This window comes from Streptomyces sp. NPDC002513 (genome assembly GCF_053595355.1).
On the sequence record NZ_JBSFXK010000068.1, the window covers coordinates 25031 to 36701 of the forward strand.

Annotated in this window: 7 protein-coding genes; 5 read left to right on the top strand and 2 right to left on the bottom strand. The window is 68.9% G+C overall.

The features are described from left to right. Positions 1–9: 9 nt before the first annotated feature. The 5 genes from ACWD5Q_RS30405 (at position 10) to ACWD5Q_RS30425 (ending at position 9182) form a co-directional block, all read left to right on the top strand. Positions 10–3276, top strand: coding sequence for a hypothetical protein (locus ACWD5Q_RS30405; protein ID WP_451430283.1), 3267 nt, complete (start codon positions 10–12; stop codon positions 3274–3276). After that, positions 3273–5900 carry an RNaseH domain-containing protein gene (locus tag ACWD5Q_RS30410; RefSeq protein WP_451430284.1) on the top strand — a complete coding sequence of 876 codons (2628 nt, stop codon included), beginning with the start codon at positions 3273–3275 and terminating at the stop codon, positions 5898–5900. Before ACWD5Q_RS30405 ends, ACWD5Q_RS30410 begins: the two co-directional genes overlap by 4 nt. Positions 5901–6113: 213 nt before the next feature. After that, complete coding sequence (locus tag ACWD5Q_RS30415; RefSeq protein ID WP_399607162.1) at positions 6114–6659, top strand: SLATT domain-containing protein; 546 nt, start codon at positions 6114–6116, stop codon at positions 6657–6659. 9 nt (positions 6660–6668) lie between these two features. Continuing rightward, on the top strand, positions 6669–7538 hold the full coding sequence (locus ACWD5Q_RS30420) for an SMODS domain-containing nucleotidyltransferase (protein ID WP_451430285.1): 870 nt from the start codon (positions 6669–6671) through the stop codon (positions 7536–7538). Between the two features lie 279 nt (positions 7539–7817). Then, a complete protein-coding gene (locus ACWD5Q_RS30425; protein WP_451430286.1) occupies positions 7818–9182 on the top strand; it encodes a nucleotidyl transferase AbiEii/AbiGii toxin family protein in 1365 nt (454 codons plus the stop codon). Between the two features lie 308 nt (positions 9183–9490). Here ACWD5Q_RS30425 and ACWD5Q_RS30430 read toward each other — a convergent pair whose 3' ends face one another. Together ACWD5Q_RS30430 and ACWD5Q_RS30435 are read right to left on the bottom strand one after the other, a co-directional pair. After that, positions 9491–11218: an SIR2 family protein gene (locus ACWD5Q_RS30430; RefSeq protein ID WP_451430287.1), complete on the bottom strand. Its 1728-nt coding sequence runs from the start codon at positions 11216–11218 to the stop codon at positions 9491–9493. 124 nt (positions 11219–11342) lie between these two features. Then, positions 11343–11531 carry a hypothetical protein gene (locus tag ACWD5Q_RS30435; protein WP_451430288.1) on the bottom strand — a complete coding sequence of 63 codons (189 nt, stop codon included), beginning with the start codon at positions 11529–11531 and terminating at the stop codon, positions 11343–11345. Between the last annotated feature and the right edge of the window lie 140 nt (positions 11532–11671).

An 11671-nucleotide genomic window follows, 5' to 3' on the forward strand; every position in this document is an offset into this window, starting at 1 on the left:
AGTGCCACGGTGCCACTGGTGGTCCGGGCCGCCGTCTTGCTGGCGGCCCGGCTGTTTCCCAACCGGGCCCCCAAGGAGGAGTCGGGGTGGCGGCAGATGGCCCGTCTGGACGACGCTCACTTCCTGCTGTCCGGGCATCTGCCGTGGTGGGAGCAGTGGCCGGTACTGTCCGAGGCCGACCGGCTGCGGGTGGCACGGTTGCTGCGCAGGCGTCCCGCCTCGCTGGCGCACCGCAGTGTCTTTTGTGAGGAGGCCGCCCGGGTGGCGGCGGCCGGCGCGAGTGCGGAGTTCGCTGCGGCCGACGAGGACGGGCAGGTCGTGGTGATGCCCGCGGCCGACTCGGGTGCGCGCATCGACGCTCTGCTGGCGGAGATCGACGACCATGTGGCGCACACGGCCCGTGCCCGGCGGCGGCAGCCGGCCGCATCCGGGCGCTACTTCTCCGAGCTGCGGATCCGCGACCCGCTGAGTCCGTCGCGGCGAGCCGTCGGCGTCCACTACGACCTGCGCATTGGCCAGCCCGGGAAGACTGCGGCCGCGGTGTTGCAGGACAGCGCAGACCTTGACGATCTGCGGATCCCTCTCAGCGAACTGGAGCAGCTGGCGAAGCGGCTCGACGCCGCCTACGCAGAGCAGCACCGGGCCAAAGCCGTCGCGGACCTGCGAGAGCATCTGCGCCATGCGGACGGCTCGGCGCTGGGCGAGGAGTTCCATGCGCAGGCGGGGGCCACCCGTGTGCTGCACGCCCCCACCGGGCTGGGAAAGAACATCGCCTCGGAGCTGATCGCGCTGTGGTGTGCGCGGCGGGGTCTGACGGCCGCTGTAGTGGTCCCGCAGAACGCGCAGGTGATGCAGGCGGTGGCGCGGCTGCGCCGGGACGCGGAAACGCTGCGCCGGACGGACGGGGAAGCAGACGGCGGCCGGGCGCCGGTGGTGGTGCCGCTGATCTCCACCCGGGGCATGCAAAGGCTCGCCGAGGACACCGCGGGCAGTGTGCTCGACGATGCCGGGCACCGCGAGTGGGTGTTTGCGGAAATGTCCTACAGCTGCGCCTTGACCGCGCACGCGGCGCCGGAGTCGCGGGGCGTGGAGCTGTGGGATCCCGGCAACGAACCGTGCGACCAGCTGAAGGACTCCTCCGGCAAGACACGGTGCTGTCCGTGGCGTGCCACCTGCGGCAAGTTCCGTCATCACCGCGCCGCGCAGGACGCGGACATCCTCGTCACCAACCACACCAACTTCCTCATCGGGCGCATCCACATTCCGCTGGCCGACCGCGGGGTGGAGCGCCGGGATGTGACGGTGGAGGAACTGCTGCTGCGCCGGGCGCATGTGGTGATGATGGACGAGGTCGACGCGCTGCAGGCCAAGGCCTTCGATGAGGGCGCCAAGAGCGTCCTGCTGGCCCGGTACGGGTCGGCCAGCAGTCCGGTGCGTGAGCTGGAGGAGCAGTTCAGCCGCCACTGTCTGCGGCTGAACCGCGAGGTCGAGGAGTATCTGCACCCCAAGATCAAGCGGTTGTCGTGGCTGGCCGAGACGTATGTGTCCCATCTGGCGCGGGGGGCCATCACCCCGGACCGGGAACGGCGCAGACTGGTGGTGCCGCGGCGGTGGGATGCGATGCTGGCCCACCGGATCTTCAAACTGAAACCCGGGGAGCGGCCCAGCGAAGCGCACATGCGCACCGTGAACCGGCTGTTCAGCAAGACCGGTGAGCTGGAGGGAGGCGACGAGGCCGAGGGACTGGAGGAACTGCGGGCCGTCCTGTCGTCGCTGACCGACTTGTCGGACGATGGCAGTCTGAGCGCCGACACCCTCGCCGAACTCGCCGACCGGTTCAAGAAGGTCACCGCAGATCCCGCGCAGGACGCGGCCGCGGAGAACGCCTCGCCGGAGGATGCCCCGCCCGAGGACGTGACCGATCTCGTCCAGTATGCGGCACGGCGGGCCTTTTTGGAGAAGAGCCGCGAGATCCTGCGGCAGATCGTGGGCGTGGCACCGGCCTTGCAGGGGGCGGGGATGACGGCCTCTAACGAGCTGGCGGAGGTGCTGTCGTCGCACGTGCCGTGGAGGGCTGCGCCCTACGGGCCGCTGGGACGGCCGCTGTTTGCGTTCAGCGAGCACTTCAACGACCAGGACCTGGCGGCAACCACCCTCACCCTCAAGAGCTTCGTGGGTGACCCGCACAGTCACATCAGTCAGCTGGGTGACGTCACGGCGCTGGCGCACGGCGGCCGGCGGCGTGTAGTGATCGGCCTGTCGGCGACCGCGCACATGCCCCACGCGCCGCGGCACCATCTGCTCACGCCGCCGTCGTGGTACGTGCCGGACGACGTCAACGGCAGTCTCAGCGCCGTGCTGGACAAGGTGCAGCACGAGGACGGGCAATGGGCGCGGATCTCGGGACTGCGGGGACAGCGGCGCGAGGACGCGTACCAGGAGATGGGGGCGGCCTTGTGGCCGCGCCTGGAGGCGGAGCTGGCGGAGGTGGCCGCTGATCCGGCCAGGGCGCACCGGGCGCACGTGCTGGTGGCGTTTGAGGCCTACCACGCCGGCCCGCTGCTGGCGCAGGGGCTGATTTCGGCCGGTGCGCCGGCCGGGGAGATCTGTGTGGCGGTGCGGCCGCAGGAGGTGCCGCGCTATGAAAAGCACCCCCCGGGCTGGGTGCCCGTCCCGGCGGACCGGCTGGAGCAGTTCCCCTTCCATGTCGGTCACGGGCGGTGCCGGTTCTTGCTGGCGCCCATGGCCCGCGTGGAGCGCGGCCTGAACATCGTCGACCAGCGCGGCCGCTCGCTGCTGCACGTGGCCTGTCTGGTGGTGCGGCCGGTGCTGGTGATGGAAGAGCCGGCCGTGCTGCTGGCCATGGTCAACTCGCTGGCCTACCGTGACGCGCCTGCGCCCGGCGGTGAGCCGGCCGCGGCCCTTGAGCAGCTGCGGCTGTCCGCCGGGCGCACGTTCGAGGAGATCCGGCGCGGCTCGCACTATTTCAAGGACCTCGGCGAGGACGTGAAGACCGCGATCGTGGCGGAAATCCTCACCCGTCTGATCCAGCTCGGGGGCCGCACCCGCCGCGGCGGAGACCACGGCAGCCTACATCTGGTGGACGCCGCGTTCACCGAGACCGCGACCGACTCCACCCTCCCTCACCTGCTGTCCACGTTGCGCACGGAATGGCAGCGGCGCGATGAGTGGGACCTCATCGACCGAATCTACCGCTTCACCCTCGATGCCCTGCTGAGCCTGGCCGACCACGACCTTCCCGGGGAGAGTCCGTGACCCGCTCTGCCAAGAGCCCCAGTGCGCTGAGCACTCTGTCGTTCGCGCTGACCGGCGAGCTGATGGGCGAGGTGTATGTGTATCCGCTGCCCGAGGAGTTCAGCCAGGCCTGGGCACGGCTGCCCAAGCCGCGCTCGCTCGACGCGCAGCGCCCGACCGCCTCGCTTGCGACGGCGGCCCGCGCGGTCACGGGACGGCGGCTGGTGTTCACCGACCCGGAACGCCCGCCGCTGACCGGGCCGTGGACCAGGCGGGCTCTGATCGTCACGTCGGAGCCGCTCGACTTCACGGTGTGGCGGCGGCTGGTACGGGAGTGGGAGGGCCGGCTGACCGGCTGGGAAGGCCAGGACACGCTCAGCCAGTACCTGCTCGACGAGGCAGGCGGACCCTACCCGCTGCAGGATGTCCTGCACCGCGACCGTGAGGACCGAGTCACGGGACCGAACTGGGCGTTTCGGGTGGCAAGTTGGCGTCTGGCCCAGCTGCTGCGCCGCGAGCCGTGGGAGGTCGACACGCTGGCCGAGCCGCTGACGCTGGTCCTGGAATCGGAAGGCGACCTGCTGACGTGGGCGCAGCCGATGGAGCGGGAGGCGAGCTGGATCGACGAGGCCACCGGGGAGCGGCGCCGCCGCGTGGGGCACGCCATGGACCGCATCCACATCGACGTCGACCCGGCTCCCGGGGGCCGGACGCTGGTCGCACATCTGGAGGCGCGCACCGCGCGAATCGCCACCGGCTGGTATGGGGTCAAGAACACTCATGTGTGCCATCCCGCCAACCCCGACATCGTACTCAAGGCGCCGGTGCACCTGCGGTGGACCAAGGACGATCACGGCCAGTGGACGCTGAAGTCGGCGCAGTACAAGGGGGCGACCGCGCAGATCGTCGAGGCCTGCGGGATCGCGCCGCTGCCCGACCCGTTCGCGGTCGACTTCGACAAGCCCGGGCCGGTGCGGGGCATCCACACCACAGCTGTGCACCCGATCGGCAAAGGGGCCGGCTCCCGGCTGATGCGGCGGCTGGAGGAGCACGCCAGCCGCATGCTGGACGCCGCCCCCCTGGCCTACACCGGCAGCAGCGTCAGGGTGCCCCGGCTGTCGCCCGAACCGTCTCCGGTGGTGGCCCCGGACAAGATCCTGCCCGCCGTTGTGGCAGCAGGCTTTCAAAGCCTGCGGATCGTCGCCCTGTATGAAACCGGGGCGTGGAAGGAGCGGATCCTGGCCCAGCTGGGCCGCGACTTCGCCCAGCCGGAGGTAGAGACGCTCAAGGACGGGCACACCACCGTGCTGGCACCGGGACTGCAGCTGATGACCGTGCGGGTTCCCGAACTCGTGCGGCACGGCCCGCACAACCGGGCCCCGGTCCTCAACGGTCTTTCGATGCTGCGGCCCTCCGATCCGGGCGAGCTCGTCGCCGCCCTGGTCGAGACCTCCCTGCCGGCCCGTGGTGAGGCGGATGCCAAGACGGCGCTCAAGCCGCTGTTCGCCGCCCGCGATCTCCCGTCGCAGTTTCTGACCATGGCCTCGCTCGGCGACCTCTACCAGCCCAACCTCGCCGAAAAGATCGCCTGCTCCCGCGCGGTGCGAAACGGCCAGGAGCCGCCGGCCGTCACGCGTAAGGAAGACGCCGCAGCACAGATCGCCACCGGCGGTCTGCTGACGGACTGCGGTGTCATCGACGACCGGCTGGCGGCCGCCGCCTGCCACCCCCTGGCCCGGGACACCGCACTGGACCGGCGGGCCTGGCTGGTGGGTCTGTGGACCCGGCTGCACCGCTTCCCGCGCATCCGCGGCCGTGCCGCCGCTCCCCCGGTCCTGGCCGTCACCCTGGTCGCGCTGAAGGCCTCCCACCACCCGGACGAGAGGTACTGGCCGGCCCTGATGTACAGCGGCCAGCGGTGGCTGCCTCTCGCAGCCGGCCGCACCCGCCACCACGCCGGTCCGATCGGTCTGCCCGGCCATCATCTGCGCGACGAGACCGGCGGCCCCGCACGAGTACGCGACCATGTCGAGCAGGCCCTGGCGCAACTGCCCGGCGACCGCGGCGTGGTGGTCTTCACCGAGCAGCACCGGGACCTGTGGCCGGGCCTGGCCAACCCCACCCTGGGCGACGGACTGCTGCCCGGGCTGACACTGGCCGCCCGTGGCCGGGACATCGCCATCGTCCGCGTCACCCACGGCAGCCGCACCCCACGCCCCACCCACCGCAACGGCGGCAGCAGCAAACGCCCCAGCGACGCAGACAAGGCGGCCATGCCCGAAAAGATCCTCTACGTCTCGGACCACGGGGGGGTCAACTCCTGGCTGTTCGCCGCAGAGACACGGCAGCACAAGGGTGGTCAGCGCACCGGCACCGACTACACCCGCCGCACGCTGCCGGAGACCTCGCAGAGCAAGCTCGGCACCGACTTCCACGCCATCACCCGTACCGAGTACACCGTCGCCCGGGCCGGCACCTGGCAGGAAGAACGGCTTGTCGGGCTCGCAGCCCGCCTGTCCCAGCAGTCCGCGAGCTGGAGCGGTCGCACCCTGTTGCCCCTGCCGCTTCATCTCGCACGCAACGCGGACGAGAAGCATCCCCAGTACGTTGCCGCCGGCGAGGACGATGGGCTTGAGCAGGGGTAACGGCACCAACCGATGGGCACCGCAGGCCGGCCAGCCGATTCCGTCACCGGCAGCGGCCGGCCGGGGAAGACGCGTTTCCGTTGACGCAGTTGATCCCTGTCCGTGGCCTCTGGCCCGCGACCCGGGCAGCGCGGACCTCATAGGCAGCCAGTGCGCTGAGCGCAAACGGTGAGCGCAAGCGTTGATGTCAGTGCCTACCGGTAGCGTTCCTTCATGCCGGAAACCTCCCCGCCGACCGAAGCCGAACGTCGCCAGGCCATCTCACACGAGCTGGAACGCCTCGAGGAAAGTGCGAAGTACAGCGCACAGTCCCAGTTCGAGCAAGCCAAACGTTGGCGCCTCATCAATCTATGGCTAGGTGTCCCGGCGAGCGGCCTCGCCGCCATCGCCGGTGCCACGGCCCTGGTGACGGCCGCCGGGCGCGTGGTCGCCGGGCTGGTTGCCCTCGCTGCCGCCGTCCTGGGGGCCATCTTGACCACCATCAACGCATCGCATCGGATGAATCAGGCAGCCGCTGCAGCCAATGCCTACCTCGAGATCCAGACCGCCGCTCGCCAGGCCCGTGACATCGATCTCCCGGCATGGACCGTGGAAGAGGCTCGGAGCGCGCTGGCTGAACTTACGGCGCGACGCGACGAGCAGAACAAGACCGCCGAACCTCCCAGTCGGCGGGCCTACCTGCGCGGCAAGGCGAATATCGACGGCGGTGGTCAGTCCTACGCCGTCGACTCGTCTGCCGACCGGTCCGAAGGGCATTAGAGAGCAGACATGGCACTCTCCGTGCATCAGGGGTTCGACCTCTTCTTGCAGCAGCTGACGCCCACCGTGAGCGAACGCGACGCCAAAGCGCGCCATCGGCGCAGTGTGGAGGCCTCCTTGCAGGCCGCGACCTTCGGAGTGTCGCGGTTCAGGGAGACTGGATCGTTCACTCATGGGACGGGGGTCCGGGGGCACTGCGATGTGGATCTTCTGGCCAGCATCAAGGCGGGTCGCCCAAGCAGTTCGGACACCGCCCTGGGCTGGGTGAGGTCGGCTCTGCAGGCGAGTTTTCCCTTCACGGAGGTCGTCGTACGGCGGCCTACAGTCCAGGTCCGGTTCGCTGCTGGTGCGGAGACGTGGGAGGTCCTTCCGGCTTTTCTCACGTTCCGCGGCGGTAACACGTCGGTCTACGACATCCCCGGAGCCGCCGGCGGGTGGATGGACACCGCCCCCACGGCGCACCTGGCGTACGTGAACGAGGTCAACCAGCGGCCTGCTGCGGCCGGCGGCACCAAGAAGCTCGCCCGGTTGGCCAAGGCCTGGAAGTACTACAACAACGTGCCGGTCTCTTCCTTCTACCTGGAGATGCGCGCCGCCCAGTACATGGCAGGCGAACCGAACTTCATCGCAATCTGGGACATATGCGGTCTCCTGGAGAAACTGGAGGGCCATCAGCTCGCTGCCATGAACGACCCCAAGAACAAAGCCGGACGCTTCGCCGCATGCTCCAGCGATGCGACTCGCCAAGAGGCGCTCTCCAAGCTCAGGACGGGAGCGATCCGCGCCAGGAAGGCACTCGACGCCTATCACAAGGACGATCACGCCACCGCCTTCACCTATCTCAGCCTCCTCTTCGGGGGCCGTTTCCCCCGCCGCTGATCTGCTTTATAGACGGCCCAGTCGACTGCTTCGGTCAGAGTGTGTGACCTGTGTTATCTCGCAACTCGGTCCCCTCAGTGACTCGGAGATGTCCTTGGAATCGTCCTCCCCTGCCACGGCAGACCCCTCGCGTTCGCCATTGAGCATGGTTCGGGACCGCACGGTACGGCGATGTGCACGCCGTCCGGTCCAGGCTGGAGGGCCCGCTAGCGAGGCGCCGTCCCGTGCCTGCAGGCGCTCGTGCGGTAGGCGGCTCACCGATCCCGGCAGGCAGGAACGGTGCATCTGCGAAAACGCTCGCCGCTCAACGCTCGGGACGCGGGCCGGTATCGTGGTCACGCCTGTGCGTCGCCTGAGAAAATTGCGCCGTTAGTACGTACCCGAGAGAGACATTCCATGATCAGCCGTGACGAGATCGACGCGAAAAGTGAGGAACTTGGAGTCGATCCCTCCCACGTGCAGCGGGACTACGTCTTCGGCTGGTTCCTCGCCGGGCTCTACGGAGAGAGCCGGCTCTCCGATCGTCTCGTTCTCAAGGGCGGAAACGCCTTGCGGAAGGGGTATTTCGGGGCCACGCGCTTCTCCGAGGATCTCGATTTCGCCTCCCCCGGCCGCATCGACGCCCAAGACTTCCTTGAAGCGCTCAACGACATCGGGCGGATGGCGCAGGCCAGGACGGGAGTCCAGTTCCATCTCGATCGCACTGAGCAGCTCAGCAGGGACAGGATCAACCGCGAGCAGACGGTCTACACGTACCAGCTGCTCTTCACCGACTTCTACGGCACCACCAGCAGCATGCCGGTGAGCCTGCACCTGGACGTCACCGAGTTCACCCGCCTTCAGCTGCCCCCGCAGTCACGCACGCTCATTCACCCCTACAGCGACCAGGCGGCCTGCACCGCGGACTTGACGGTGATCAGCTTGGAAGAGGCGCTTGCGGACAAACTCAAGTGTCTCCTGCAGCGCCGCTCCATCCGCGACTTGTTCGACCTCACCTACTCGACGTTCGTCAACAGCGAGATCCCCGTCAACCGGCGCAGCCTGGTCAGCACGTTCCTCAGAAAGACCATCTTCGCGCCGAGCCCTGCCGCGGCCCTGAACCTGCTCACTGCCATTCCCTTCGACAGCATGCAGTCCCTGTGGGACACGACGATCACCTGCGCCCGTGACAGCCTGCCGGAGTTCACCAGCACGGTGGCACGCTGGAAAGGCGAACTGGACCTGCTCTTCGCCGACTTCCGCACCGGCCACAACGCACAGGCCGCCTTCTACCCGGCACACCTGCGCACACCGATCATGGAAGCGGGCGCCAAGCGGAAACTGATGCTGGTGACCTACGAGGGATACCGGCGCCTGGTCGAGCCCTACGCCCTGCGCTTCAAACGGCGCACAGACGGGGTCGGCCAGGAGTACCTGTACGTCTACGACCGCACCGGCGGACGCTCCGGTCCCGGCATCAAATCCCTCTTTCACCACCGAATCAGCGATCTGAGCGTCACTGACGAGCACTTCGAGCCGCAGTACGAGATTGAGCTCGCGAAGGCCGGCGAGTTCAGTGACCGCCTCGGGTTCAGCCGTGGCCGCACCATCGGCCGCCGCCCTACCCCGGTCAGGACCAGACCACGTACGGGACGACGCCGGTAGTTTGAACGCGGCCGCGCCACTGCGCCCCCACTGTTCGAGGGGCTCGTACAGCGGGAACCAGTGCTTTTGCCAGGCGAGTCCACCACGGCTTACCCCCTTGCGTACCGGCGCCAGCGACCAGCGTTCTGGCAACACGCGGGCAGCTCGAGAAACTACGTGCTGCCGCTGCCCGCGGCGCTGGACCTAGTCAGCATCTGGCTCGCGCGGTATCCCCTTCTGCCGCAACCCCGCGCGGGTAGGGGGCGGTGGACTTGGGTTCTGCGGCTGCCGGAACACGTCGGGTTGCCGGTGCTTGGGTTCCGGGTTGGCTACGGCGCGCTCCAAGCGGCTTGGGTGGCCCACCTGTTGAAGTCGCTGAGCAGGTGCTGCTGGGCGTCCACCAGGGCTCCCTTGCGAGCGTCGAGGAAACCGGCCAGCAGCAGCGGGTGGTTCGCGTCGTGGCGGATGAGCTGTCGCTCCAGCCATGCGGCCGCAAGCGGCTGGTAGGCGTCCAGGCTTCCTGTCCGGCGCATGTGGGGGGCGCCGTCCATGCTGCGTCCTGCCGCGTATACGGCGATGAGCCGCAGGAGTTCGAAGCGTTCCCAGGCATCGGTGTAGGCGGCCTGGCTCAGGGCCAGGTGTTCGGTGAAGACAGGGCGCAGTTGCTCGTAGAGGCGCTCGGACGCCTTGTGCTGGCTGAGCACGTGAGACGGGCCGAGGAGAACAGCGACAGGGACCGCGTGCCGATCCGAGTATGGGTCTGGGATGTGGGGTTCGGTGAGGATGCGGGCTAGGGTCTGCCATCGCTCGGCGGCCAGGGCGGCCACGCCTGCCGCGTAGGTGACCATGGTGGCGGGGGCACGGACGAGGTGAAGCAGGGAGGTCAGGCCGCCGTCGGGGCTGGGTTCCGCGAGCTGCTCGATGTCGCCGATCCACCAGCGATCGGTCTCCTCGCTGCCCCAGTAGGCACAGGTGGCCACCAGGGCGAGCAGGCGCTCGATCTCCGCCTGGAGCGTGGCGAGTCGATGAGCGTATTCGGCGGGCTCGTCGGCCACGTGCCAGGGCCCCCGGCGCATGGGGAGGGCGGTGATGCGGATGAACTCTCTGCGGAGGGTGTCGTGCAGGGAGATGGCGTGCCGGGTTCCGGCCAGGGCACGTTTGGCGGACGCCACGGCGATGGCGGTGCTGACCGGGTGGTCGCGCGTGATGTCGGCGAGCGCGTCGGTGGCGTCGGCGGTCTGCGCGAAGAAGGTGTCGGCGTCCGCGGATACGTGGGTGGCGGCTCTGCGGGTCAGCAGCTCCTGGGCCACTTCGGGCAGCCGGCGGGGGTCGGCCCAGTAGGTGGCGAAGCGGCGCGTGGTGCAGCGGGACAGGGCGTTGCGCAAGGCAGGGTCGTAGGTGGCGGACCAGCCGGCGATGACCAGGCCGTACTCGTCGAAGATGCGGTCCAGCAGCGCATCCACCTTGGGGTGGTAGCGCTCGAGCTCGTCGGGGGTGTTGAGCATGCTGGTGGGGTTGAGGTAGTCGCCGTGCACGTGGACGACCAGGCACTTGATGGTGTGAAGCGGGGCCAGACCAGCGGCGTCGTCGGGGTGGGCCACCACGGTGGGCTCGATGCCGGCCTCGCGCAGAGCGGTCTCGGCGAGCCGGTCGAAGTTCGTGGTCAGCACGATGCGGACGATGCCGGCGACGGCAAGCCGGGCGATGGCCTGATGGGCTGCCGTGGGCCGTTTGCGTCCGTCTTCCCTCTCCTGCTCGTCGGGCTCGAAGTAGGACCGCAGCAGCATCTGGCGCTCGTAGGGGGTGCTGGTCAGAGTGGCCAGGAGGGTGTCGTACGTGGCGGGCCGGCCGAACCGGTTGCGGTACCAGGTGTGGGGGTCGCCGATCTCCTCGGCCCTGTCGGCGGTGGCGACACGGCGGATGAGGTCCTGCTGCACGTCCCAGGCGGAGGGCATGCCCGAGGCGATCGAGGCGCCGGCGCCGAGGAGCACGGCGTAGGCGCCGGGCGCGGCGTGCATGGCGAACGCGAGTTGGACGTGCGGCTCCATCGTTTCCATCAACAGCCCTCCGGCCCTCGGCACGACAAGGTGCCAGGTACCGGTCGGTCTGGCCCACTCCCACTTTACGTCAAAGAGACGAGAAGCGGGTACGATGATCTCCGGCCGCCGCGGGACCCGTGTGTCAGCGGAACTCCCGCGGCCGTGTGAGGAACGGCCGGACGAGGGCGTCGAGGTCTGAATCGGTGCTGGCTTCCTCCACCAGGATCCGTTCGATGTGGACGATCCCGCTGTTGCGCCAGTGCCAGTCCCGCGTGGTGTCCGCAGCGAAGCGCCCGCGGTGATGGGGACCGCCGACCTCGATGAGGCCCACCTGGCACCCCCCACGGCAGCGCGAAGAACTCCTCCCCACCAATCACTTAGAGATCAACTACAGGGCGATACATCTGCCCTCCAAGCCAAGAAACTATCTGTCTAGTTACGACATCCTCCGTCTAGTCTCAGCATCGCAGG